Raw genomic sequence first — 22,526 nt, 5'->3', positions numbered from 1 at the left:
CGGTCGTCGACACACTGGAATCCCCGGATTCCCGGTGGCCGGGCCCGTTGATCATGGCGGGTGGGCGAGACCTTCGGTCAGGTATGACACACCCGCGCCCTGCGGGTGCTGCGTCGTGCCGGGCCGAGTGGTCCTCCGAGAGCCCGTGCGGCGCTTCGCGAAGGCCCGGGGCCCGGCTCTCACAGAAAGCCACCCCGGATGCACCTCGACCCCCTGGCGATCATCACCGCCTTCGGGCTCATCTTCCTCGCCGAACTGCCGGACAAGACGATGTTCGCGTCGCTCGCCATGGGCACGCGCATGAAGCCCCTGTACGTCTGGTTCGGAACGTCGTCCGCGTTCATCGTCCACGTGGCCATCGCGGTCGGCGCGGGTGGTCTCCTCGGGCTGCTGCCCGACTGGATCGTCAAGCTGGTCTCCGCACTGCTCTTCGCCTTCGGCGCCTTCATGCTGCTGCGCGGCGGGGGCGACGACGAGGACGAGGACGAGGAGGTCAAGACCGTCACCGGTTTCTGGCCGGTCTACGGCACGGCGTTCATGGCCGTCTTCATCAGCGAGTGGGGCGACCTCACCCAGATCACCACGGCCAACCTCGCCGCGAGCAACGGAGCCTGGTCCGTGGCGATCGGCTCCGCCGCCGCGCTGATGTCCGTCTCCGCGCTGGCGCTGCTGGCCGGCCGGTTCATCGCCAAGCGGGTGCCGCTCAAGACCGTCCAGCGGGTCGGCGGTATCTGCATGCTCGGGCTGGCGATCTGGACGGTGACCGAGATCTTCACCGGCTGACGTCCCCGTACGCGCGTGTACGCGAAGGAGCCCGGTGACCGCCGAGACGGTCACCGGGCTCCTTCGTGCCCCGGGCCCTCTGCCCCCGGCCCTCAGCCGTCAGCCGTCAGCCCCGCGTCCTCAGCCCTCAGAACAGCGCCGGGGTGTCGTTCTCCGTGCCGCGTTCGAACGCCAGCAGGCGCTGCTTGCGGTCGAGCCCGCCGCCGTATCCGGTGAGGCTTCCGGAGGCGCCGATGACCCGGTGGCACGGGACGACGATCGAGACCGGGTTGCGGCCGTTGGCCAGACCCACCGCGCGGGAGGCGCCGGGCTTGCCGAGCCGGCCGGCCAGTTCGCCGTAGGAGAGCGTCTCGCCGTACGGGATGCGCTGGAGCTCCGCCCAGACGGTCCGCTGGAACGGGGTGCCCTCCAGGTGCAGCGGCAGGTCGAACGAGGTGCGGGTCCCGTCGAAGTACTCCCCCAGCTGGCGGACCGCCTCGGCGAAGGAGCCGGTGTCCACCTCCTCGCCGAAGGTCTCGCGCGGTGGCTGATGGCGGTGATCGGTCATGTACAGGGCACTGAGGACTCCGTCGGTGGCGACGAGGGTGAGCGGGCCGTAGGGGCTGTCGAGGAGGGTGTGGGTCCTGGTGTGCGGGAGGACGGTGGTGCTCACGGGGTGCTTCTTTCGGGGTTCGGAGGTCGGGGCGCCCGTCGGGGCCGGGGGCGCCGGGGTCGGGGGCGCCGGGGTCACTCGGGCAGCCGGTTGACGGGGTGCCCGTCGACGGTCCACAGGTACTGCACGGCGTACGCCCGCCAGGGCCGCCATCCGGCCGCCCGTGCGGTGAGCGCCGCCGGGGTCGACGGCAGCCCCAGCCGCTCGGCCGCGCGCCGGATGCCGAGGTCGGTCGGGCAGAAGGCGTCCGGGTCGCCGAGGGCCCGCATGGCGATCACCTCCACGGTCCACGGCCCGAACCCGGGCAGCGCGGTCAGCGCGGCGCGGGCCTCGTCCCAGTCGGTGTCGGCGGCGTCCAGCCGGAGCGAGCCGTCGGCCAGGGCGCCGACGAGGGTGGTCAGCGTGGTGCGCCGGGTGCGCGGCAGGGCGAGCGCCTCCGGGTCCAGCCCGGCCAGTGCCTCCGGTGCCGGGAAGAGGTGGGTGAGCCCGCCCTCGGAGTCCTCCACGGGCTTCCCGTACGCCGTGACCAGGCGGGCCGCGTGGGTGCGGGCGGCGGCGGTGGAGACCTGCTGGCCCAGTACGGCGCGTACGGCGAACTCCGCGCCGTCCACCGTGCGCGGCACCCGGCGCCCCGGAGCGGCGTCCACCAGGGGGGCGAGCAGCGGGTCGGTGCGCAGCTGGCCGTCCACGGCCACCGGGTCCGCGTCCAGGTCGAGCAGGCGGCGGCAGCGGCTGATGGCGAGGGTGAGGTCGCGGGGGTCGGTGAGCTGGAGGCGGCAGGCGATGTGGTCGGGGCGCGGGGAGAGCGCCACGATGCCGTGGCCGTGCGGGAGGGCGAGGGTGCGGCGGTAGGCGCCGTCGCGCCACTCCTCCACGCCGGGGACTGCGGTGGCGACGAGGTGGCCGAAGAGGTTGCTGGGGTTGAGCGGGGCGCGGTACGGCAGGCGCAGCGCTATCACGCCGGGTGTGGTGACGGCCTTGCCGCCGCGTTCGGCGCGGGTGCGCAGTTCGCCGGGGGCGAGGGCGAAGACCTCGCGGACCGTCTCGTTGAAGGTGCGGATGGAGGAGAACCCGGCGGCGAACGCCACCTCGGCCATCGGCAGCGCGGTCGTCTCGATGAGGACCCGTGCGGTCTGGGCCCGCTGGGCCCGGGCCAGGGCGAGCGGGCCGGCTCCGAGTTCGGCCAGGAGCTGGCGTTCGATCTGGCGGGCGGAGTAGCCGAGGCGGGCGGCGAGTCCGGGGACACCCTCGCGGTCGACGACCCCGTCCTGGATGAGGCGCATGGCGCGGGCGACGGAGTCGGCGCGGGCGTTCCACTCCGGGGAGCCGGGGCTGGTGTCGGGCCGGCAGCGCTTGCAGGCCCGGAACCCGGCCTGCTGGCAGGCGGCCGCGCTGGGGTAGAAGGTCATGTTCTCGACCTTGGGCGGCACGACGGGGCAGCTGGGACGGCAGTAGATCCGGGTGGTCAGGACCGCCGTGAAGAACCATCCGTCGAAGCGGGCGTCCTTGGACTGGACGGCCCGCACGCAGCGCTCGGTGTCGGTGTGCATGCTTCAAGCATCGGTCACGCGGGGTCCCGCGGCTGGCGGAAATCCGACATGGGGGTCGCGCGGGATTCCGACGCCCGGGATCAGCGTGCGGCGCGCAGGCTGCGCCAGACGGCTCGGGCGGCGTGGTGGCCGGACATGCCGTGGACGCCCGGGCCGGGCGGGGTCGCCGAGGAGCAGAGGAAGACCGCCGGGTGGGCGGTGGCGTACGGGACACGGGCGAGCTTGGGGCGGATGACGGTCTGGAGGCCGGCGAAGGCGCCGCAGGCGATGTCGCCCCCGACGTAGTTGGCGTTGTGCGCGGCGAGCTCCCGCGGTCCGGCGACGGCCCGGGCCAGCACCAGGTCGCGGAAACCGGGTGCGAAGCGCTCCAGCTGGCGTTCGACGGCCTCGGTGGCGTCGCCCTCCCAGCGCGCCGGGACGTGTCCGTACGCCCAGAAGACGTGGCGTCCCTCGGGGGCTCGGGTGGGGTCGGCCAGGCTCGGCTGGGCGGTGATCAGGAATGGGACGCCGGGGTCGCGGCCGTCGACGGCGGCGCGGAGCGCGGCGTCGATCTCGGGGGCGGTCGGTCCGACGTGTACCGTCCCGGCGCGCCGGGCCTCCTCGGCCGTCCAGGGGACCGGGCCGGAGAGCGCGTAGTCGATCTTGAAGGTGGCGGCGCCGTAGCGGTAGTGGCGGTAGGCGTTGCCGAGTCCGGCGATCCGGGCGAGCGCGGTCGGCGAGGTATCGAAGACGTACGCGCGGGCGGGCGGCAGCTCGTCGAGGCGCTTGACCTCGGTGCCGGTGCGGATGGTGCCGCCCTGGCTGCGCAGGTACGAGGCGAGGGCGTCGGAGATCGACTGGGAGCCGCCCCGGGGCACCGGCCAGCCGTTGGCGTGCGCGGCGAGCGCGAAGAGCAGGGCGATCCCGCCGGTGGCCACCCCGGAGGTGGGGGCGATGGCGTGCGCGGCGAGGCCGGCGAGGAGTGCGCGGGCCTTGTCGTCGCGGAAGCGCCGGGAGAGCAGCGTGGCGGGCTGGAGGGCGTCGAGGCCGAAGCGCACCCAGCGGTACGGGTCGCGGGGCAGGCCGAGCCAGGGGGTGCGCAGGAAGTCCTGGGCGAGGGTCTCCCAGTGGCCGAGGTAGGGGGCGACGAGCCGGCGGTAGGCGCCCGCGTCCCGGGGGCCGAGCGAGGCGGCGGTCTCCCCCACCGACCGGTTGAGCACGGCGGCCGTGCCGTCCGGGAAGGGGTGGGCGAGGGCGAGTTCCGGCTGGATCCACTCCAGCCCGTGGTCGGCGAGCGGCATCCCGGCGAACGCCGGGGAGCCGATGCCGAGCGGATGGACGGCGGAGCAGGGGTCGTGGCGGTAGCCGGGGAGGGTCAGCTCACGGGTGCGGGCACCGCCGCCGACCGTGTCGGCCGCCTCGAAGACCTCCACCGCGTAGCCCCGGCGCGCGAGTTCGGCTGCGGCGGTCAGTCCGTTGGGCCCGGCCCCCACGACGACTGCGTCAAGCATCGGCGACACCTTGGGACTCCTTCGCGGGGCGGCGGGCAGGAGAACCAGGATATTCCCGCGCGCGGGCGGCGTACGCGTGGGTACCCTCCGATCCGATGACCGACTCCGTGGAAAAGACCGTGTCCGCCGTCGCCGCCATGGCCGCCCGTCTGGTCGCCGTGGACGGTGTCCGTGCCGTCGCCCTCGGCGGCAGCCGGGCCCGTGGCACCCATCGCCCCGACTCCGACTGGGATCTGGGCCTCTACTACCGGGGTTCGCCCGATCTCGACGCGCTGACCGCCCTCGCCTCCGAGGCCCAGGGTGAGCCCGCGACGGTGGAGGGGCCGGGCAGTTGGGGCCCCTGGGTGAACGGGGGCGGCTGGCTGCGGGTCGGCGGCGTCGCGGTGGACTGGATCCTGCGGGACCTGGACCGGGTGGAGGCGGTCTGGTCCGACTGCCGGGAGGGGCGGTACGAAGTCGGGGTACAGCCGGGGCATCCGCTGGGCTTCTGGTCGCCGTGCTATCCGGGCGAGGTCGCGCTCGGACGCGTACTCGCGGACCCCACAGGTGACCTGACGGCCCTTCAGCATCAACTGCGGGACTATCCGGAGCCGTTGCGGCGAGCCCTGGCGGACGGGGCGTGGGAGGCGGAGTTCCTGGTGGGCTCGGCCGCGAAGTCCGCCCCGGCGGGCGACACCCTCCACGTGTCCCTCTGCCTGTCGCGGGCGTTCGGGATCCTCGCCCAGGCACTGCACGGGCACCATCGCACCTGGTGCCTGAACGAGAAGGGCGCGCTGGCCGCGGCGGCGGCGCTGCCGGAGACTCCGCCCGGCTTCGCGGACCGCGTGGCCTCCGCGCTGCGCGACCTCGGCCCGGGGGCGGTGGAGACGGCCCTGGACCTGGTGCGGGACGTGCGGGCGGTACTGGCGCGCGGGCGGGCCTGAGCGGGGACGTGCGGCGGGCGGGCGGTGCCGCGAGGACGCGCTGCCGGGCGCCGTGGCGCCGTGGCGCCCCGTGGCGTCAGACGTTGCTGAGCAGGGCCTCGCGGATGCGGGCGACGGTGGCCTCGTCCCGGCCGACCGCGAACGGCAGGTCGTTGTCGCCTGCCAGCCTGAACCGGGCGCCGGACAGCGTGGCGTGGGTTCCGCCGGCCTCGCCGACCAGCAGCAGCCCCGCCGCGTGGTCCCAGGCGAACTCCCAGTTGAAGGCGAGCGCGTCGAGAGCGCCCCGGGCGACGGCCAGGTACTCCAGCCCGGCCGATCCGCAGGCGCGGGCCTCGATGCCCTCGGTCCGCAGACCGAGCAGGGCACGCTTCTGTTCGTCGGTGGTGAAGTCGGGGTGGGACATCGCGACCCTCAGTACGGCGCCGGGTTCGGGCGAGCCGCACCGCAGCGGCTCGCCGTTGAGCGTGGCGCCCCGGCCGCGTACCGCGACGGCCATTTGCCGGAGCACGGGGGCGTACGTCCACGAGGCGATGAGCTCACCGCGGTGGGCGAGGGCGACGAGGGTGCAGAATCCGGACTCGCCGCGGACGAACTGGCGGGTGCCGTCCACGGGGTCCACGATCCACACCGGTGCGTCCCCGGACAGCGCGCCGTACACGGCCGGATCGGCGTGCACCGCCTCCTCGCCGACCACCACCGAACCCGGCAGGATGCGGGTCAGCGCGGCGGTGAGGTGCTTCTCCGCCTCCCGGTCGGCGCTGGTGACGAGGTCGTGCGGCCCGCTCTTCTCGATGATGTCGTCGGCGGCGAGCTTGCGGTGGCGGGGCATGATCTCCGCGGCCACCGCCTCGCGTACCGCCTCCTCGACCAGCGCCACCTGCCCGACGGTCCCGGCGCGCCCGGTGTTCCCGGCGCCTCCGGTGTTCCGCGCGTTCCGTGCGTTCTCGGCGAGAAAGTCATCGATCATGTCTCCAGCTAAGCACGGTCCGGCCGTACCCCCGAAAGCGGAGAGGTTTCCGGCCCGTGAAACCCGCTGTCCGGGGCGGGGCCGCCCGCGGAGGCCGGCGCGCCCTGCCCCGGGGCCCGCATCAGGCTTCGAGCCTCATGTACAGGCGGGTGCCCTGCGACCGGTAGCCGAGGCGCTCGTACACGCGGCGTGAGCCCTCACCGGAGAACTCCAGCCAGACCGACTCGGCGCCCCGGTCGAACATCGCCCCGGTCAGCGCGGCCGTGACCGCGCCGGCGATGCCCCGGCCCCGGAAGGCGGGGCGGGTGCCGACTCCGGCGAGCTCGGCGGTCCCCACCGCCGGGGCGGAGCAGGAGGCGCCGCCCGCGCAGCTGCCGTCCGGTGCCCGGACGAAACGGACGCCTCCGCCGCTCTCCTGCGTGCGCCGGAGCCGGGCGGTGCCGTGCGCGGTGGGAGCGAAGGCCCCGTCGAAGGACTCCGAGAGCGCGGCGTCGACCGCCGCGAACTCCTCCTCGGAGACGGGCGTCTCCACGCGGAGGGCCGGGCCGCCGTTGGGGCCTCTCGTGTGGACCGTGCTGGAGCGCGGGATCAGCGTGGCGGGGGTGCAGACCAGGTACGGGTGCACCTCCTCGACGGTGAACCCGGCGGCCCGCAGCGCCGGCTCGACGGCGGGGGCGGCGTCCGGTGCGAACTCCAGGCGGGGCAGCAGACCGCGCCCGCGGAAGGCGCCGACGAGGGCCCGCACGTCGTCCGGGGTCGGCCGGGCGCCGGGCAGCGGGGTGGCGTAGTTGATGTACGGGCTGGACGTGGCGGGGTCGAATCCCGCGACGAATCCGCCGGTCTCCACGACGACGGGACGGCGCTGGAGATTGACGACGGCGAAACTCTGGACGTCGGTGTCCATGATGGTGGTGACCTCACGAAGGTGACAGGGAGGGAACGCGTCCCGCACAGCCCGTGACGGGCGCACGGAATCGCGCGTGCTGGTGTGTCGTGCCTGCTCCGGGCAGGGAGAGGCGGCGGTGCGCCGGGCACCGCCTCGTGGGGCCGCCGTGCTGCGTGGCGTGGTACCGGTCCGAGCAGACCTTCAGTACCGACGACGGCCGCTGAGGGACGTCGTGGACAATTGGCTCAATCCTTCGTGATCCGTCCGTGCGGGCCCGGAGGGACCCGTACACCGCAGAGGGCGCGGCCAGCGTGGCACGGCTCCCGCGCGGCACGCAAGAACTTTTCCGGAGCGGGCGGGCCGCCGGCTCCCACGGCCCCGCGCTTCCCGCCTACGAACCGCCGACCCGGGCCCTCCCGAGTCCGCCGGTTGGCGTCATCGGCGGGGTCCGTCCTACGGTCGAGGGGTCGGCAACCCACGACGCAACCCCCACGACCCCGGAGATGTGTGACATGGCGAAGATCCTGTTTGTGGTGACGGGCGCGGACCACTGGACCCTGGCGGACGGCAGCAAGCACCCCACCGGCTTCTGGGCCGAGGAGGCCGCAGCCCCGTACGAGGCGTTCAAGGCCGCGGGTCACGAGGTCGTGGTCGCCACCCCGGGCGGCGTCGAACCGACCGTGGACCGGGCGAGCCTCGCCCCGGAGGTCAACGGCGGGCAGGAGAACGCGGACCGGATCGCCGCGACGCTGGCCGGCATGGACGAGTTGCGTACGCCGGTGGCCCTGGACGACGTCCGGCTGGACGAGTACGACGCGGTGTTCTACCCCGGCGGCCACGGGCCCATGGAGGACCTCGCCGTCGACCCCGTGTCCGGCGACCTCCTGAACCGCGCGCTGGACTCGGGCAAGCCGCTCGGCGTGGTGTGCCACGCCCCGGCCGCTCTGCTCGCCGCGAAGCGCCCGGACGGCTCCCCCACGTTCGCCGGGTACCGGCTGACCGGGTTCACCAACGCGGAGGAGACCCAGGCGGGCTTCGCGGAGAAGGCGCGCTGGCTGCTCCAGGACCGGCTGGTGGAACTGGGCGCGGACTTCCGGGAGAGCGACCCGTGGGCGCCGTACGTGATCACCGACCGGAACCTGATCACGGGTCAGAACCCGGCCTCCTCGGCACCGTTGGCCGCCGAGATGGTCAAGAGGCTCGGCTGACCGCCTCGTTCCGCCTCGTTCCGTCCCGTTCCGCCCGGACCGGCCCGGACGCCCGCCATCAGGGGTGTCAGTACCAGTCGCGGTGGGCGGGTGGCTGGCAGAGCTCCAGGATCACGTCGCCCGCCGCCGGCCCCTCGGCGGGAAGCGGGCGCACCCGGGCGCCGACCTCCACCAAGTGCGGAGCGGCCCCGACGACTTGGCAGCGGAAGACGAACCCTTCCGGGAAGCGGACCAGGGACTCGTTGCGGGCGTCTTCGGTGTAACGGTGGACGACTGCGGTCCGTACGACGACACCGTCACCGGAGCTGCGCTCCGGGGTGAAGTCGCTCGACGCGCAGACCGGGCAGAGCAGTCGGCGGAAGGAGGCCGTCCCGCACCAGCGACAACGCTGATAGGGCAGCCCCGTCTCCTCGACCACCTTGTGCGCGGTGCCACTTGCTGACTGGAACATGTCGGGACCCCCTGCGCTCGGCTCGAACGCGCCGCACCTCGTCAGCGGGCGCGTCCGCACCATATGGCACTCAGTGCCTAGAGGTAAAGACACTGAGTGCCCATTGTTGCATTTCGCCTGCCGCCGCCTCTCTTCCACCTGCCGCAGCCGTCGCGTTCAGCTCTCCCCCACGGCTGCCTCGATCTGCTGGACGACCCGCCACATCGAGGTCCCGCGCTGCGCGACCATGACGATCACGTCCCGTTCGGAACCCTCCGCGCCCTCCGCGCCCTCCGCGCCGCCCACCTCGAACACACCCGGCGGCACGGCGCGCGCCGGCGGTCCGGCCGGGGTGGACCAAAGCTCGCGCACCATGTCGAGGGCGTTGTCGACGGCCGCCCAGGCGTCTCCCTCGCCGCCCGAACGCAGCCAGAGGCGGAGGCCGTTGTTGTGCGCCGCCGCCACCGAGGCGGCGGCCACCTCGGCCCGCAGCACCCCGTCGGGCAGACTGCGGTAGGCGTGCCGGAGATAGCCCGCGAAGATCTGTTCGTACCGCCGCACGACGGAGAGTTCGTAGGCGCGCAGCCCCGGCACCTCACGGGTCAACCGGTAGCGCCGGACCGAGAATTCAGGCTTCGCCGCATACATGTTGAGCACGATCCGCGCCGCGCCGCAGACCGTGCCGATCGGGTCGGCGGCGTCCCTGCCGTCCTCGATCTCCGCGGCTTCCGCGGCGGCGAGGAAGGCCGTCGTCTCGGCGAGGCAGCTCTCGTGGTCCGGGAAGACCACGTCGTCCTTCGACGGGAAGTAGCGGAAGAACGAGCGGCGTCCGACCCCGGCGCGCGCCACGATGTCGTCCACCGTGGTCCGTTCGAAGCCCTTCTCCATGAAGAGCTCGAACGCCGCCTCGGCGAGCGCCTCCCGCATGGGGGCCTTCTTCGCTGGTCTGCGCGCATCGGTCATGCCGCGCAACGTAGCACCGGACGCCCCGATCTGGCACTGCGTACCTTTACAGAGGGTACTGAGTGCCATAATCTCGGCACTACGAACACCACCAGGCAGGAGAGCCGTCGTGACCTTGAGGATCGTTGTCCCTGTGAAGTACGTGCCCGACGCGACCGGTGACCGGGGGTTCGCCGATGATCTGACGGTGGACCGTGAGGACGTGGACGGTCTGCTGTCGGAGCTGGACGAGTACGCGGTCGAGCAGGCGTTGCAGATCGCGGACGCGGCGGACGACGCGGAGGTCACCGTGGTGACGGTGGGTCCGGAGGACGCGAAGGACGCGTTGCGCAAGGCGTTGTCGATGGGTGCGGACAAGGCGGTGCACGTCGAGGACGACGCGTTGCACGGCAGTGACGTGATGGGGACGTCGTTGGTGCTGGCGAAGGCGATCGAGAAGTCGGGTTACGACCTGGTGGTCTGCGGGATGGCGTCGACGGACGGCACGATGGGGGTGCTGCCGGCGGTGCTGGCGGAGCGTCTGGGTGTGCCGCAGGTGACGTTGCTGTCGGAGGTGTCGGTGTCGGAGGGCACGGTGACGGGGCGGCGTGACGGTGACACGGCGTCGGAGCAGCTGGAGGCGTCGTTGCCGGCGGTGGTGTCGGTGACCGACCAGTCGGGTGAGGCGCGTTACCCGTCGTTCAAGGGGATCATGGCGGCGAAGAAGAAGCCGGTCGAGGCGCTGGATCTGGACGATCTGGAGATCGGTGCGGACGAGGTCGGTCTGGCGGGTGCGTGGACGGTCGTCGACGCGGCGGTGGAGCGTCCGGCGCGCACGGCGGGCACGATCGTGAAGGACGAGGGTGAGGGCGGGCGGAAGCTGGCCGAGTTCCTCGTGGGCCAGAAGTTCATCTGACCCCCTTGCGGCGTCGCGTGGCGGCGTTGTCCCGGGCGTGGGCCGGACAGGTCCTCTGCCCTTCTCTTTGATCTCTGGTTTCGCGGGAAGTGGATGTTCCATGGCTGAGGTTCTGGTTTTTGTCGATCACGTGGACGGTGCGGTCCGTAAGCCCACGCTGGAACTGCTGACGTTGGCGCGGCGTCTGGGTGAGCCGGTCGCGGTGGCGTTGGGTGCGGGTGCGGCGGGCACGGCGGGTGTGCTCGGTGAGCACGGTGCGGTGCGGGTTTTGGCGTCGGAGGCGTCGGAGTTCGGGGAGTACCTGGTGGTGCCGAAGGTCGACGCGTTGGCGGCGGCGGTCGCGGTGGTGTCGCCGGTGGCGGTTTTGGTGCCGTCGTCGGCGGAGGGCAAGGAGGTCGCGGCGCGTCTGGCGGTGCGGATCGGTTCGGGGATCATCACGGACGCGGTGGACGTGGAGGCGGGTGAGTCGGGTCCGGTGGCGACGCAGTCGGCGTTCGCGGCGTCGTTCTCGGTGAAGTCGCGGGTGTCGCGGGGGGTGCCGGTGATCACGGTGAAGCCGAACTCGGCGCCGGTGGAGCCGGTTGCCGCGGCGGGTGCGGTGGAGGAGCTGGCGGTGGAGTTCTCGGCCGCGGCGACGGGGACGAAGGTGCTGTCGCGGACGCCGCGTGCGTCGACGGGGCGTCCGGAGCTGACGGAGGCCGCGATCGTGGTCTCGGGTGGGCGGGGTGTCAACGGTGCGGAGAACTTCGCGGTGATCGAGGCGCTCGCGGACTCGCTGGGTGCGGCGGTCGGCGCGTCGCGGGCGGCGGTCGACGCGGGCTGGTACCCGCACACCAACCAGGTCGGCCAGACCGGTAAGTCGGTCTCCCCGCAGCTGTACATCGCGTCGGGGATCTCGGGTGCGATCCAGCACCGGGCGGGTATGCAGACCTCGAAGACGATCGTCGCGGTCAACAAGGACGCCGAGGCCCCGATCTTCGAACTCGTCGACTTCGGTGTCGTCGGCGACCTCTTCGACGTCGTGCCCCAGCTCACCGAAGAGATCAACACCCGCAAGAACTGAACGACGCAAGAACCGGACACCCCCCTCCCCGTCACGACATGAGCGGGAAGCGGACGGACGGCCACGGGCCGGGACCACGCGGACACCCCCGCACGGACCCGGCCCGTCGCCGTCCACGGCACTGGGCACCGCTTCAGGCGGGCCGGGCTCAGGCGAAGTAGTGACCGTCCTTCAGGTCGGCGATCAGCCCGGGGCGGGTCGGCTGCCATCCGAGGAGGTCGCGGGTGATCCCGGCCGAGGCGGGGCCGTCGATTCCCCAGAAGCCGCCGAGCATCCCGACGTACTCTCCGGCCTGTTCCGGAGTGACGGAGACGGCGGGCACGTCGAGGTGTGCGGCGAAGACCTCGGCGACCTCCCGGATCGGCACGCCCTCGTCGCCGACCGCGTGCAGCACCGACCCGGCCGGTGCGGACTCCAGCGCCAGGCGGAACAGTCGTGCGGCGTCGTCACGGTGGACGGACGGCCAGCGGTTGGCACCGTCCCCGACGTAGGCGGCGGCGCCCTTCTCGCGGGCGAAAGCGATCGCGGCCGGGATGAAGCCGTTGTCGCCGTTGCCGTGCGTGGCCGGAGGGAGGCGTACGACGGAGGAGCGGACTCCGGAGCCGGCGAAGGCGAGCGTGCGGTGGGCGTTGCCCAACCGCCCCTCTCCCCCGCTGATCGGGCTCTCGCCGTCCCCTTCCTCCGCCAGTCCGTCGCGTTCGGTGGCGACGGCCCCCGGCGGGAGCCCGAGCACGTCGTGGCCGACTGGATGAACGCCCTCCGCGACGCGCAGGGACCGGACACCGACCCGGCGGTGGCGACACGCACCGCCACCCTCGTGATCGCCACGGTCCGCGGCCTGCTGCTCGACCTGCTCGCCACGGGCGACCGGGACCGGGTCGAGGACGCGGCCGAGAGTTTCCTGGCTGCTCTCGACGGATGACCGCCGCCTTGGCGCGTGGCACAAGGCCTGAACGCTGACGGGCCGGACCATCGGGCCGGACCCGCGCATCGCCCGAGGCGATCGGGCCGGACCCGCGCATCGCCCGAGACGAGGGGAGGCCGGGGAGGAGCCCCCGCACAGTGGGTTCCTCCCCGGCCTCCTCGTGGGCGATCGGCACGGGGCCGGTGCTGGATCCTGCCCGTACCGTGTCGCCCGCCCCGCCGCCGCTCCTCAGCCCGCCGCCACCGGCTCCGGCGGGGTGATGCCGAACGCGGCGGCGCGCTCGCGGAGTTCGCGCCAGACCTTCGGGGCCACCGGCAGGCCCTTCTCGCCGCGCTCGACGGCCAGGGCCGCGCTCCGCTCGCCGGGGTAGAAGACGCCGGAGGCGTCGTCCGCCTGCGGCAGGCCCTTGAGGGTGGTCAGTGTGGAGTCCACGGCGGCGGTGAAGGCCGCCGGGTCGCCGAACGCCGCCGGGTCGAGGGCGATGAGCAGCGCGTTCTGGCGGTGCTTGCGGCCCTTCGGGTCGTCCGAGTGGAAGGCGGCGAAGATCGGTGCGCCGACGAGCACGCTGGTGAGCAGTTCGAAGGCGATCGACATGCCGGAGCCCTTGGCGCCGCCCAACGGGAGCGGCATGACAGCCTGTTCGGGGTCGGTGGTGGGGGTTCCGTCGGCGGTGGCCGCCGCGCCTTCGGGGAGCGGGGTGCCGCTCGCCTTGGCCTGGCGGATCTTGCCGAGGGCGATGGTGGCGGTGGCCATGTCGAGGACGAGCGGCGCGTGGGCGTCGGCCGGTACGGCGATGGCGAGCGGGCTGGTGGCGACGGCGGCGCCCTTGACGCCGGTGTAGCCCATGTTGGGCATGCCGGAGACGAACCCGATGCCGATGAGGCCCTGTTCGGCGATCTTCGACACGTAGTAGCCGATGGCGCCGGTGTGGACGGTGCGGCGGACGGCGACGGCGGCGATGCCGCTGGTACGGGCCCGGCCCGCCGCCTCGTGGGCGGCGGCGGTGAGGGCCACCGGGCCGGGCGCGTGGTCGGCGTCGATGACCGTGGCGGCCGGGGTCGACGACTCGACGGTGAGCTCGGCCTTGGCGTTGGCCACGCCCTTGGCGAGCAGGTCGAGGTAGGCGGGGACGCGGGCGACGCCGTGCGAGTCGACGCCGCGCAGCGCGGCCCAGACGAAGACGTCGGCGGTGGTGCGGGCGGCTTCGGCGTCGAGGCCGCCCTTCTCCAGGAGGGCGGCGGAGAAGGTGCGCAGGTCCTCGGCCGGAACGAGGACCTTGCCCGGCTCGGGGGTGGGCCGGCCGGTCGTGGTGGGGTGGTCGGTCATGGTGGGGTGGTCGGTCATGGTGGCGGTGCCTCCTGGGTCAGCGGGTGACGAGTACGTCGACGACGGCGGTGGTCCCGTCCGCGACGGCCTTGAGCGCGCGCTCCAGCGCGGGCGCGAGGGCGTCGGTGGTGTCGACGGTCTCGGTGTGCATCCCGAACGGCTCGGCGAACGCGGCGAGCCGGGGCAGCCGGTGCAGGTCGGTGCCGAGCCATTCGCCGGTCCCGGCGGCGGCGCCGTCGGGGTAGAACCTGCGGTGGTTGAGGTTCATCGACTTGTAGACGCGGTTGTTGAACACCACGATGAGCAGCGGAAGTTCGTACGTCCTGGCGGCGTCGTACGACTGGATCACCGGGTTGTAGGTGAAGGCGCCGTCGCCGACCGTGAGGACCACCGGCTTGTCCCTGGCCGCGAGTTTGACGCCCAGGGCGACCGCGATGCCCTGTCCGAGTCCGCCCTGCACGTAGAAGTACGCGTCGGGCGCGGAGGTGCGCAGGTGGCGCTTCACGATCCGGCTGTGGGTGATGGTCTCGTCCACGACGATCCCGCCGGTCCCGTCGAGCAGCCGGCGCAGCGTGGCGGCGACGAGGACCGGATCCACCCCTTCGCTCTCCTCCGCCTTCGCCTCGGCGGCGGTGACGGCCGCCTGTTCGGTGGCGTACCGCTCCTCCTGCGCGGTGCGGCGCAGGGCGACGCCGGCGCGCTGGTCCTCGGTGAAGTCCTTTGCGCGCTTGGTGAGTTGACGCAGGGTGTTGGCGACGTCGCCTTCGAGGTAGGCGTCGGCGAAGAGCACCTGGTAGACGATGTGCGGCCGCTGCGGCACCTCGTCGATGACGACGATCGTCGCCTTCGAGGGGCGGCGGCTCGGCGGGTAGAAGGGGACGCGGCAGTTGACCAGGAGGATCAGGTCGGCTTCGTCCATCCAGGGGCCGATGTCGCTGCCGGCGTGCAACGGGTGGGTGCGGGGGAAGTTGCCGCAGACGGCCGAGTCGGGTTCGACCACCGGGATGTTCCACGCCTCGGCGAAGGCGAGGAGCGCCTCGAAGCCGCCCGCCTCGCGGCCCGCCGTCTCCGTGACGATCACCGGGTTCTTCGCGTCGCGGATCAACTGGGCGACGGGGTCGACCTCTTCGGGCGAACTGTGGGTGGAACCGGGTGCCACGATCGGCTTGGCCCCACGGCCGTCCCACTCCTCCAGGAGGATCTCCAGGGGGATGTTGAGGTAGGCCGGGCCCGCCGGTGCCCGCCAGGAGAGTTCCGCCGCGCGGGTGATCATGGTGGGCAGGGTGTGCACGCTGGCGGCCTCGGTGGCCCACTTCGTGAAGGGCTGGGCGACGCCGTGCGGGCCGCCCACGATCGAGAGGTTGCGGTACCACTGGCCGCCCGGGTCCTGCCCGGGGCCGTCGCCGTAGGTGCTGGATTCCGAGGACGTGACGACCATGGGGACGCCGGCGAGCAGCGCCCCGTGGATCGCCATGGAGCCCTGGAGCAGGCCGGGGGCCGCGTGCAGGAGGACTCCCTGCGGGCGGCGGGTGACAAGGCCGTAGCCGGTGGCCATGCCGACCGCGACCGTCTCGTGGGTGAGGTCGAGGTAGTGGGGGGCCGGGTCACCGTCGCGGTGACGCCGGGCCAGTGACTCCCACACCGGGGCCCATTCGGACCCCGATGAGCAGAAGAGGTAGTCGGCGCCGACGGCGTTGAAGGCGGAGACGACGGCGTCACCGCCGTCGACGCCTGGCGTGTTGCTGCTGTCCGTCATCTCAGGTGTTCCCTCAGCCCTCGACCGGCCAGCCGAGGACCTCGCTGATGCCGCGGCCCATCATCCATTCGAGCTCTTCGGGGGTGAAGTCCCAGTGCTTGGTGAACTGTTCGATGGTGTCGGTGTAGGTGATGCCGTGACCGAGCAGGCGGGTGATGTCGGTGCCGTAGAAGCACCGCTGCGGCCCCATCTTGTCGACCATCTCGCGGACGTACTTCTCGATGTTCTTGTTCGGGAAGGGCTCGGTGGAGTAGCCGGGCAGGGCCGAGACCTTGACGTAGATGTTGGGGTGCTGGGCGAGGTCGGCGGTCTCGGAGACCCAGTAGCCGATGGCGTCGTCCACGCAGCGGGCCATGATGCCCATGTGGTCGATGATGATCTTCAGCTCGGGGTGCTTGGCGGCGATCTGGCCGAGCTCCCGCTTCCAGATGGGTGCGTGCACCATCGTGGGGACGCGGAGCTCCTCGGCGATCGGCCAGTACCAGTCGTTGGTGCCGTCGATCATCCAGTTGCGGTCCTGCGGCCGGTGGAAGGTGAGGCGGGTTCCCTTGATGTGCGGGTTCTGCGCGAAGTCCCGCAGCATGGCCGTGCCCTCGGCCTCGTTGTCCTGCGGGACGCGGGCCATGATGCCGAAGCGGTCGGGGTGGGCCTCGCAGGCTTCGAGGGCGTAGTCGATGCGGTTGCCCTCCCACGACGGCGGGAGGATGAGGGCGCGGTTGACGCCGGCCTCGTCCATCAGCTCCAGCGCCTCCTCGTAGCTGAAGGCCTCCTCGCGGTGGCCGTTGAGGCGGATGCGCTCGCGGGCTCCGGGGACCCAGGGGCGGTCCGGGGCCTCTTCCTTCCAGATGTGGATCTGGGTGTCGACGACGAACATGGGGAGCCTCTTCCGTTGCGGGGTGGGGTGGTGTGCGTCAGACGTTAGAGCTGGTGGAGACGTTTGCTAAGACCCCTGGAGCGCAACCAGTTGTTGCGTGAACCGGCAGGTCGCAGACGGTCATGCGGGGCCGAACACGGCCTCGGTGATGTGCTCGGCGATCGCCATGGAGGCCGTGGCGGCCGGCGAGGGGGCGTTGCGTACGGCGGTGACGCGGCCGACCCGGTGGATGCGGAAGTCGTCCACGAGCGAGCCGTCCGGGTCGAGTGCCTGGGCGCGTACGCCGGCTCCGCCGCGGACCACGTCGGCGGCGCCGACGCCGGGGACGTACGCCCCCGCGTCCTTCATGAAGGCCCTCGTGGAGAGCGAGCCCCGGTACTCCTTGATGCCGGTCCGCCAGTGCTGGGCGGCCATCCGCCAGGCGCCGGGGTACGCGGCGAGCCGCGCGAGGTCCTTCACGGAGACGTCCGAGAGCCTGTAGCCCTCCCGGGCCAGCGCCAGGACGGCGTTGGGGCCGACCTCCACGGAGCCGTCGACCCGGGGGGTGAAGTGCACCCCGAGGAAGGGGTAGCGCGGGTCGGGTACGGGGTAGATCAGGCCGCGCACCAGACCGGTGCGCTCCGGTCTGAGCAGCATGTACTCGCCCCGGAAGGGCACGATCCTGGGCGCCTTGTCGTCCCGCGCCAGCCGGGCGACGGAGTCGGACTGGAGGCCCGCGCAGAGGATCAGCCGGTCCACGCGTACGCGTTCCTCGCCCGAGGCGACCTCGATGCCGCCGGTCACTTCGGTGAGCGAGTCCACCGGGAAGTCGAGCCGTACCTGGCCGCCCGCGGCCTCGATGTCCTCGGCGAACCGGCGGGCGACCGCGGGGTAGTCGGTGATCGCGGTGCGCGGCGAGTGGAGGGCCGCGATGCCGCCGGCGTGCGGCTCGATCTCCTTGATCTCGTCCTTCGAGATCTTCCGCAGGTCGGGCACGTGGTTGTTCCTGGCCCGCTCGTACAGGCCCTCCATGCGGCCGAGTTCGTCCTCGCGCACGGCGACGACGAGCTTGCCGATCTCCTGGTACGGCAGCTCGCGGTCCTGGCAGTACGCGCGCAGCAGGGCCACGCCCCGTACGCACAGGTCGGCCTTGAGGCTGCCCGGGGCGTAGTAGATGCCGGCGTGCACCACGCCCGAGTTGTGTCCGGTCTGGTGGACCGCGACCCGCCGTTCCTTCTCGAAGACCACCACGCGGGTGCCGGGGCGGCGCAGTGCGATCTCGCGGCCCGTCGCCAGGCCCACGATGCCTGCTCCGACGATGCCGATCGTTTCGTCTGCCATCGGCATCCTCCTTTCTTGCTGGTGACACTGGGTGTAACTGGGTGGAGCCCGATGATTCCTGGTGCCCGCGCGTCAGGAACCGAAGTGGAAGGCGACGGTTTTGACGCGGGTGTAGAAGCGCAGTGCTTCGGTGCCCTGCTCCTTGAACGCGGAGCCCGAGTCCCGGAAGCCGCCGAAGGGGTGGTGCACGTCCCAGCCGGTGGTCGTGGTGTTGACGGCGACCTGCCCGCAGTCGGCCTCGTCGGCGAAGCGGTGGGCGGCGCGCAGGTCGCGGGTGAAGAGGGCGGCGGCGAGTCCGAAGCCGGAGTCGTTGACCTCCTCGACGGCTTCGTCGAAGCCGTCGACGGCGCGGACGACGACGACCGGGCCGAAGACCTCCTCGCGCCAGACGGCCATCTCGCGGGTCACGTCGCCGAGGACGGTCGGCAGGACCCAGCAGCCGTGGGCGTACGCGTCGTCCTTCGGGGTGTCACCGCCCGCGAGAACGGTCGCGCCCTCCTGTACCGCGCGTGCGATGTCGGCGAGGACGCTTCGGCGCTGCCCGGTGCTGACGAGCGGGCCGACGGAGAGGTTGTCCGTCTCCCGGGAGCCGAGCCGCAGGGCGGCGACGGCGTCCAGCAGCAGGCCGGTGAACTCCGCGTACACGGACCGCTCGACGAGGACGCGGCTGGTGGCGGTGCAGCGCTGGCCGGTCTGTCCGAACCCCGCGGCGATCACCGCTTTCACGGCGGCCGTCAGGTCGGCGTCGGCGAGGACGACGGTGGCGTTCTTGCCGCCCAGCTCGCCCTGGAAGCGGACGTTGCGGTCGGCCAGCGAGCGGCGGATGGACTCGCCCACCGCGTTCGACCCGGTGAAGGTGACGGCGGCGACGCGCGGGTCCTCCAGCAGCGGGGCGGAGATGGATCCGCCCCGGCCGGTGACCACGCCCAGCACCCCGGCGGGCAGGCCGGCGTCGTGCAGGGCGCGGGCCAGGTGGAGCGCGGACATCGGGGTCTCGGAGGCCGGCTTGAGGACGACCGCGTTGCCGGCGGCGAGGGCGGGGGCCAGCTTGCGGGCCGGGGTCAGCAGCGGGTCGTTCCAGGGGGTGATCGCGAGGACGGTGCCGAGGGGCTCGTGGTGGAAGCTGGTGCGCGTCTCGGGCCGGGCGTCGTGGACGAGCGTGCCGTAACCGGTGCGGGCGAGTCCGGCGTAGTACTCGAAGAAGTCGGCGGCCTTCTGGACCTCGCCGCCGGCCTCCTGGAGGGTCTTGCCGTTCTCGGTGACCACCGCGTCGGTGATCAGGGCGGCCCGCTCGCGGAGCAGCCGGGCCGTCTCGTGGAACACCCGGGACCGCTCGAAGGGGCTGGTGCGCCGCCAGAGCGCGAAGCCCTTCTCGGCCTCGTCGTACGCGCGGGCGACCTCCCGGGCACCGAGCGCGGGTACCCGGGCGACCGGGGTGCGGGTGTCGGACGGGTCGTGGACCTCCAGCCACGCGTCGGCCGCCACCCACTGTCCGCCGAGAAGGGTTTCCATGGTGCGCATCTGGATCATTGCTCCCGTCCGACCGCGGCTGCTGTGCGCGGTGTACAGATGTAACGGCGTGGTCGTCACGACAACACAGCAAGTCCGCGGGGGTGACCAGGCCCGCGGCGGCAGACATTGCTTGCACGTCACGCACGGGCCCCCGCGCGTCGACTGTGCTGGAATCGGCACCGCTGAGGGCCCCGACGAAGGCCCTGCCGAAGAAGGAGGCCGCACCATGGCATTCGCCGTGATCGCCCACTACACCTGTGCCCCCGCCGACGAGGACACGGTGCGTGCCGCGCTGCTGAAGATGCGCGCGCACACGCTGGCCGAGCCGGGGAACCTCGGGTACGAGGTGCACGCGGAGGTGGACCGGCCGGGCGGCTTCGTGCTGTACGAGCGGTACGCCGACCGGGCCGGCTTCGACGCCCACGCGGCGGCGGACCACTTCGACGAGCTGATCGTCCGGACGGTGCGGCCGCTGCTGACGGACCGTGCGGTGACGTTCGCGCAGGTGCTGTAGGGCCTTTCGTGGGCGGGCGCGGCGGCGGGGCCGGGGGATGTTCCCGGTCCCCGCCGCCGTGGGCGTTCCCCGGCCCCGCCGCCGTGGGCGTTTCCCGGCCCCCGCCGCCGCGGGCGTTTCCCGGTCCCGCTCCGCCGTGGGCGGGTCAGAACTCGTTGCCCCAGCAGTAGCGGGCGAGGGTCTCCACCTGGACCAGCTTGCGGTGCTGGTCCTCGGCGCTCAGCAGCGGGCGGGAGGCCACGTCCGCGAAGCCCCGGGAGGGTGAGAGCGCCATGTCCTCCAGCTCCTTGACCTCGGCCGCCGCGTCGATGCGGGCCATCACCGCGTCGATCTCCTCCATCGCGGCGGTGGTCGCGTCCACCGCGCCGAGGCAGGCGTCACGGTCCTCGGGGAGGGCGCGCAGCAGGTCGAGTTCGGCGTCGGTGCCCCGGTCGAGAGGGAGCACCCAGCGGTCGGCGGGGACCGCCGCGTACAGCCGCTCGGCGCGGGCGCGGTCCACCTCCCGGGGAGAGGTCCAGCCGGGCGCGACGGCGATCCGTACGCCCTCCGGTCGCTCGTCCAGCCGTACCGCGAGGGCTTCCACGGCGAGGGCGTCCTCGAAGGAGAGCGCGCCGGTCGCGCCGGGTCCGGTGGCCGTGTGGGCGAGCAGCAGCGGGTTGTTCAGCTGGATCAGGCGCACCCCCTCGGCGACGAGCAACTGGATCTCCGCGTGAATGATCTCCGCCAGGGCCTCGCCGAGTTCGCGGGCCGAGGCGGGTCCGCCCGAGGCGGCCAGAGCCGGGTCGAAGGTGGTGGCGGCGAGGTACGCCGGGGAGGGCAGCGCGACCTTGGGCGCGACGACCGTGAGCTCGCCGAGCAGGCCTGCCCATCCGGCGACCAGCGGGCCGTCCGCCTTGGGGAGGGCTTCGGCCACCCACTGCGCAAGCCCGTCAATCTCCTCGCCGGTCCGCCGGAATCCGGTGACGTGGTCGAGGACGGCGCTGCGGAAGTCCTCGCGGGGCAGGTCGCCGTCGGTGACGACGGTGGAGCGCAGCCGCCGCTGGAAGACCACGGCCTCCTTGACGGCCGCGCGCTCGGCCGCGCGCAGGCTCTCGGTGTCCGCCTCTCCCCCGGCGGTCCGCTCGCGGGCGGCCAGGAGGGCGGGCGGCCGGACCAGGCTGCCGTGGTGGTCGATGCGGTAGTTGAACGTGTCCGCCATGGTTCAGGCGTCCTTTCCGGCGTGGGTGACGGGCGCGCCGGAGACGCCCCAGGCGGCGAACTCCAGTTCGTAGCCGAGGGCGGCGAGCGTCTCGTCGGCGATCTGCTGGTCCTCGTCGGCGGTGCCGCCGGCGATGCCGAGGCCGCCGATGACCGCGCCGTCCTTCTTGATGGTGACGCTGCCCTCGGTGGCGAGGATGGGCATCGCGGCGCCGGGCAGCTGGGAGAGCTGGGAGAAGAAGACCGGCTGGCTCTCCTGCCACTTCTTCAGCATCTTGCCGGGGCGCTGCATGACGGCGGCGGTGTAGGCCTTGGCCCGCGCGATGTCGGGGGTGAGGGGACGGGCTCCGTCCGGGCGGCGGATGGCGACGGGGAAGCCGCCTGCGTCCACCACGGCCACGCTCACCGCCTTGCCGAGGGCCTGGGCCCGCTCGTGGGCTTCGGCGATGATCTCTTCGGCGGCGGCGAGGGTGAGGGTGCTCATGCGGCTTCCTTCGGGGCGGTGAGGGTGCGGCGCAGCCGGGCGACGGCGGCGTTGTACGGCTCCGGGGTCTCCCAGTACATGGAGTGCGGGGCGCCCGGGACGATCTCCAGGTGTGAGCCCTCGACGAGTTCGTGGGCCCGGGTGACCGTCTTGACGCTGAGCACCGCGTCCTTCTCGCCCGCGAGGAAGGCGATGGTGACGCCCGAGTCCCGTATCTCGTCCAGCCCGGGGCCGTCGGTGTCGAGGTTGCGCAGGTCCTGCATGGTGGCGGTGTTGAAGGTGCCCATCTGCTGGAAGAGGAAGGTGAGGTCCTTCCGATCCTGCTGGAACTCCTTGGTCAACAGCCGTTCGATGACGGGGAGTTTGACGGCCTCGGCACGGTCGGCCGCGGCGAGTTCCTTCAGCTCGGGGTGGCTGATGCCGCCCAGCGAGTGGCCGAGGACGACCGCGCCGACGCGCTCGGGGCGCACCAGGCCGGCGCGCAGGGCCGCGATAGAGCCGATGGACTGGCCCACCAGCATGGCGTCGGTCAGGTCCTCCTGGTCGAGCACGGCGACGACGTCTCCGTAGAAGGCCTGGCCGTCGAACTCGGCCTGCGGTGCGGACAGTTCGGTGCGTCCGAAGCCGCGCAGGTCGAGCGTGACGACGGTGAACCCGTCGCGGAGGGCCGCCACTTGCTGCCACCAGGCGGCGTGGTGGCCTCCGGAGCCGTGGACGAACACGATCACCGGGCCGCTGCCGTGGCGCTCGTAGTAGAGGGACGCTCCGTCTGAATCGACGTAGGGCATGGAAGGGGCTCCTGGTCGTA

23 protein-coding genes are annotated in these 22,526 nt (G+C 72.7%); 7 read left to right on the top strand and 16 right to left on the bottom strand.

Annotated features, from left to right (window positions below; genetic code table 11):
* The first annotated feature begins 198 nt into the window (after positions 1–198).
* Positions 199–783, top strand: coding sequence for a TMEM165/GDT1 family protein (locus OG599_RS29390; protein WP_327178988.1), 585 nt, complete (start codon positions 199–201; stop codon positions 781–783).
* Between the two features lie 127 nt (positions 784–910).
* Here OG599_RS29390 and OG599_RS29385 read toward each other — a convergent pair whose 3' ends face one another.
* The 3 genes from OG599_RS29385 to OG599_RS29375 all read right to left on the bottom strand — a co-directional run bounded on the left by OG599_RS29385 (position 911) and on the right by OG599_RS29375 (position 4,484).
* Positions 911–1,435 carry a methylated-DNA--[protein]-cysteine S-methyltransferase gene (locus tag OG599_RS29385; RefSeq protein ID WP_327178987.1) on the bottom strand — a complete coding sequence of 175 codons (525 nt, stop codon included), beginning with the start codon at positions 1,433–1,435 and terminating at the stop codon, positions 911–913.
* A 74-nt stretch (positions 1,436–1,509) separates the two neighbouring features.
* Entirely contained in the window at positions 1,510–2,985 is a 1,476-nt protein-coding gene (locus OG599_RS29380; RefSeq protein WP_327178986.1) for an AlkA N-terminal domain-containing protein, read from the bottom strand.
* Positions 2,986–3,065: 80 nt separating this feature from the next.
* A complete protein-coding gene (locus OG599_RS29375; protein WP_327178985.1) occupies positions 3,066–4,484 on the bottom strand; it encodes a phytoene desaturase family protein in 1,419 nt (472 codons plus the stop codon).
* An 86-nt stretch (positions 4,485–4,570) separates the two neighbouring features.
* On the opposite strand from OG599_RS29375, the gene OG599_RS29370 reads away from it, so the two are divergent.
* Positions 4,571–5,398 carry a nucleotidyltransferase domain-containing protein gene (locus OG599_RS29370; protein ID WP_327178984.1) on the top strand — a complete coding sequence of 276 codons (828 nt, stop codon included), beginning with the start codon at positions 4,571–4,573 and terminating at the stop codon, positions 5,396–5,398.
* A 76-nt stretch (positions 5,399–5,474) separates the two neighbouring features.
* On the opposite strand, the gene OG599_RS29365 is transcribed toward OG599_RS29370, so the two are convergent.
* The gene (locus OG599_RS29365; RefSeq protein ID WP_327178983.1) at positions 5,475–6,365 is read right to left on the bottom strand and encodes an inositol monophosphatase family protein; all 891 of its coding nucleotides are present in this window, start codon (positions 6,363–6,365) and stop codon (positions 5,475–5,477) included.
* A 121-nt stretch (positions 6,366–6,486) separates the two neighbouring features.
* Positions 6,487–7,269, bottom strand: coding sequence for a GNAT family N-acetyltransferase (locus OG599_RS29360; protein ID WP_327178982.1), 783 nt, complete (start codon positions 7,267–7,269; stop codon positions 6,487–6,489).
* Positions 7,270–7,763: 494 nt separating this feature from the next.
* Here OG599_RS29360 and OG599_RS29355 point away from each other — a divergent pair, with 494 nt between their 5' ends.
* A complete protein-coding gene (locus OG599_RS29355) occupies positions 7,764–8,459 on the top strand; it encodes a type 1 glutamine amidotransferase domain-containing protein (protein WP_327178981.1) in 696 nt (231 codons plus the stop codon).
* 67 nt (positions 8,460–8,526) lie between these two features.
* Here OG599_RS29355 and OG599_RS29350 read toward each other — a convergent pair whose 3' ends face one another.
* Together OG599_RS29350 and OG599_RS29345 are read right to left on the bottom strand one after the other, a co-directional pair.
* The gene (locus OG599_RS29350; RefSeq protein ID WP_327178980.1) at positions 8,527–8,910 is read right to left on the bottom strand and encodes a Zn-ribbon domain-containing OB-fold protein; all 384 of its coding nucleotides are present in this window, start codon (positions 8,908–8,910) and stop codon (positions 8,527–8,529) included.
* Positions 8,911–9,066: 156 nt separating this feature from the next.
* The gene (locus OG599_RS29345; RefSeq protein ID WP_327178979.1) at positions 9,067–9,852 is read right to left on the bottom strand and encodes a TetR family transcriptional regulator; all 786 of its coding nucleotides are present in this window, start codon (positions 9,850–9,852) and stop codon (positions 9,067–9,069) included.
* A 109-nt stretch (positions 9,853–9,961) separates the two neighbouring features.
* Between OG599_RS29345 and OG599_RS29340 the strand changes: the two genes are divergently transcribed.
* Together OG599_RS29340 and OG599_RS29335 are read left to right on the top strand one after the other, a co-directional pair.
* The gene (locus OG599_RS29340; RefSeq protein WP_327178978.1) at positions 9,962–10,747 is read left to right on the top strand and encodes an electron transfer flavoprotein subunit beta/FixA family protein; all 786 of its coding nucleotides are present in this window, start codon (positions 9,962–9,964) and stop codon (positions 10,745–10,747) included.
* 100 nt (positions 10,748–10,847) lie between these two features.
* Positions 10,848–11,810 (top strand): electron transfer flavoprotein subunit alpha/FixB family protein, encoded by a 963-nt coding sequence (locus OG599_RS29335; RefSeq protein WP_327178977.1) that lies wholly within the window; start codon positions 10,848–10,850, stop codon positions 11,808–11,810.
* A 148-nt stretch (positions 11,811–11,958) separates the two neighbouring features.
* Here the strand turns inward: OG599_RS29335 and OG599_RS29330 are convergent, their stop codons facing one another.
* Positions 11,959–12,447, bottom strand: a complete 489-nt coding sequence (locus OG599_RS29330; RefSeq protein WP_327178976.1) for an NAD-dependent epimerase/dehydratase family protein — start codon at positions 12,445–12,447, stop codon at positions 11,959–11,961.
* On the opposite strand from OG599_RS29330, the gene OG599_RS29325 reads away from it, so the two are divergent.
* Positions 12,433–12,732, top strand: coding sequence for a hypothetical protein (locus OG599_RS29325; protein ID WP_327178975.1), 300 nt, complete (start codon positions 12,433–12,435; stop codon positions 12,730–12,732). The two genes, OG599_RS29330 and OG599_RS29325, sit on opposite strands and share 15 nt — an antisense overlap.
* Positions 12,733–12,963: 231 nt before the next feature.
* Here the strand turns inward: OG599_RS29325 and OG599_RS29320 are convergent, their stop codons facing one another.
* The 5 genes from OG599_RS29320 to OG599_RS29300 all read right to left on the bottom strand — a co-directional run bounded on the left by OG599_RS29320 (position 12,964) and on the right by OG599_RS29300 (position 19,532).
* Positions 12,964–14,079 carry an Ldh family oxidoreductase gene (locus OG599_RS29320; RefSeq protein WP_327178974.1) on the bottom strand — a complete coding sequence of 372 codons (1,116 nt, stop codon included), beginning with the start codon at positions 14,077–14,079 and terminating at the stop codon, positions 12,964–12,966.
* Between the two features lie 19 nt (positions 14,080–14,098).
* The gene (locus tag OG599_RS29315; protein ID WP_327178973.1) at positions 14,099–15,817 is read right to left on the bottom strand and encodes a thiamine pyrophosphate-dependent enzyme; all 1,719 of its coding nucleotides are present in this window, start codon (positions 15,815–15,817) and stop codon (positions 14,099–14,101) included.
* Between the two features lie 13 nt (positions 15,818–15,830).
* The gene (locus OG599_RS29310) at positions 15,831–16,691 is read right to left on the bottom strand and encodes an amidohydrolase family protein (protein WP_327178972.1); all 861 of its coding nucleotides are present in this window, start codon (positions 16,689–16,691) and stop codon (positions 15,831–15,833) included.
* Between the two features lie 120 nt (positions 16,692–16,811).
* Positions 16,812–18,011 carry an L-2-hydroxyglutarate oxidase gene (gene lhgO, locus OG599_RS29305; RefSeq protein WP_327178971.1) on the bottom strand — a complete coding sequence of 400 codons (1,200 nt, stop codon included), beginning with the start codon at positions 18,009–18,011 and terminating at the stop codon, positions 16,812–16,814.
* A gap of 72 nt (positions 18,012–18,083) precedes the next feature.
* Entirely contained in the window at positions 18,084–19,532 is a 1,449-nt protein-coding gene (locus OG599_RS29300) for an aldehyde dehydrogenase family protein (protein WP_327178970.1), read from the bottom strand.
* A gap of 217 nt (positions 19,533–19,749) precedes the next feature.
* Here OG599_RS29300 and OG599_RS29295 point away from each other — a divergent pair, with 217 nt between their 5' ends.
* Positions 19,750–20,037, top strand: coding sequence for a putative quinol monooxygenase (locus OG599_RS29295; protein ID WP_327178969.1), 288 nt, complete (start codon positions 19,750–19,752; stop codon positions 20,035–20,037).
* 145 nt (positions 20,038–20,182) lie between these two features.
* Here the strand turns inward: OG599_RS29295 and OG599_RS29290 are convergent, their stop codons facing one another.
* The 3 genes from OG599_RS29290 to OG599_RS29280 are packed head-to-tail and all read right to left on the bottom strand — an operon-like array spanning position 20,183 to position 22,506.
* Positions 20,183–21,235 (bottom strand): methionine synthase II (cobalamin-independent)-like protein, encoded by a 1,053-nt coding sequence (locus OG599_RS29290; protein WP_327178968.1) that lies wholly within the window; start codon positions 21,233–21,235, stop codon positions 20,183–20,185.
* Positions 21,236–21,238: 3 nt separating this feature from the next.
* Positions 21,239–21,718, bottom strand: a complete 480-nt coding sequence (locus tag OG599_RS29285) for a GlcG/HbpS family heme-binding protein (protein WP_327178967.1) — start codon at positions 21,716–21,718, stop codon at positions 21,239–21,241.
* Positions 21,715–22,506 carry an alpha/beta fold hydrolase gene (locus OG599_RS29280; protein WP_327178966.1) on the bottom strand — a complete coding sequence of 264 codons (792 nt, stop codon included), beginning with the start codon at positions 22,504–22,506 and terminating at the stop codon, positions 21,715–21,717. Before OG599_RS29280 ends, OG599_RS29285 begins: the two co-directional genes overlap by 4 nt.
* Positions 22,507–22,526 lie beyond the last annotated feature (20 nt).

This window comes from Streptomyces sp. NBC_01335 (assembly GCF_035953295.1).
Classification (GTDB): Bacteria; Actinomycetota; Actinomycetes; order Streptomycetales; family Streptomycetaceae; genus Streptomyces.
The sequence above is the reverse complement of the archived record's forward strand: the minus strand, read 5'-3'. Positions and strand labels throughout refer to the sequence as shown.

Bases quoted from the DNA above. Each gene is read 5' to 3' on its own strand.
- OG599_RS29300 (WP_327178970.1), bottom strand. From the start codon at position 19,532: ATGCGCACCATGGAAACCCTTCTCGGCGGACAGTGGGTGGCGGCCGAC.
- OG599_RS29365 (WP_327178983.1), bottom strand. From the start codon at position 6,365: ATGATCGATGACTTTCTCGCCGAGAACGCACGGAACGCGCGGAACACC.
- OG599_RS29345 (WP_327178979.1), bottom strand. From the start codon at position 9,852: ATGACCGATGCGCGCAGACCAGCGAAGAAGGCCCCCATGCGGGAGGCG.
- OG599_RS29280 (WP_327178966.1), bottom strand. From the start codon at position 22,506: ATGCCCTACGTCGATTCAGACGGAGCGTCCCTCTACTACGAGCGCCAC.
- OG599_RS29335 (WP_327178977.1), top strand. From the start codon at position 10,848: ATGGCTGAGGTTCTGGTTTTTGTCGATCACGTGGACGGTGCGGTCCGT.
- OG599_RS29355 (WP_327178981.1), top strand. From the start codon at position 7,764: ATGGCGAAGATCCTGTTTGTGGTGACGGGCGCGGACCACTGGACCCTG.
- OG599_RS29315 (WP_327178973.1), bottom strand. From the start codon at position 15,817: ATGACGGACAGCAGCAACACGCCAGGCGTCGACGGCGGTGACGCCGTC.
- OG599_RS29285 (WP_327178967.1), bottom strand. From the start codon at position 21,718: ATGAGCACCCTCACCCTCGCCGCCGCCGAAGAGATCATCGCCGAAGCC.
- OG599_RS29295 (WP_327178969.1), top strand. From the start codon at position 19,750: ATGGCATTCGCCGTGATCGCCCACTACACCTGTGCCCCCGCCGACGAG.
- OG599_RS29360 (WP_327178982.1), bottom strand. From the start codon at position 7,269: ATGGACACCGACGTCCAGAGTTTCGCCGTCGTCAATCTCCAGCGCCGT.
- lhgO (WP_327178971.1), bottom strand. From the start codon at position 18,011: ATGGCAGACGAAACGATCGGCATCGTCGGAGCAGGCATCGTGGGCCTG.
- OG599_RS29390 (WP_327178988.1), top strand. From the start codon at position 199: ATGCACCTCGACCCCCTGGCGATCATCACCGCCTTCGGGCTCATCTTC.
- OG599_RS29350 (WP_327178980.1), bottom strand. From the start codon at position 8,910: ATGTTCCAGTCAGCAAGTGGCACCGCGCACAAGGTGGTCGAGGAGACG.
- OG599_RS29320 (WP_327178974.1), bottom strand. From the start codon at position 14,079: ATGACCGACCACCCCACCATGACCGACCACCCCACCACGACCGGCCGG.
- OG599_RS29290 (WP_327178968.1), bottom strand. From the start codon at position 21,235: ATGGCGGACACGTTCAACTACCGCATCGACCACCACGGCAGCCTGGTC.
- OG599_RS29310 (WP_327178972.1), bottom strand. From the start codon at position 16,691: ATGTTCGTCGTCGACACCCAGATCCACATCTGGAAGGAAGAGGCCCCG.
- OG599_RS29380 (WP_327178986.1), bottom strand. From the start codon at position 2,985: ATGCACACCGACACCGAGCGCTGCGTGCGGGCCGTCCAGTCCAAGGAC.
- OG599_RS29370 (WP_327178984.1), top strand. From the start codon at position 4,571: ATGACCGACTCCGTGGAAAAGACCGTGTCCGCCGTCGCCGCCATGGCC.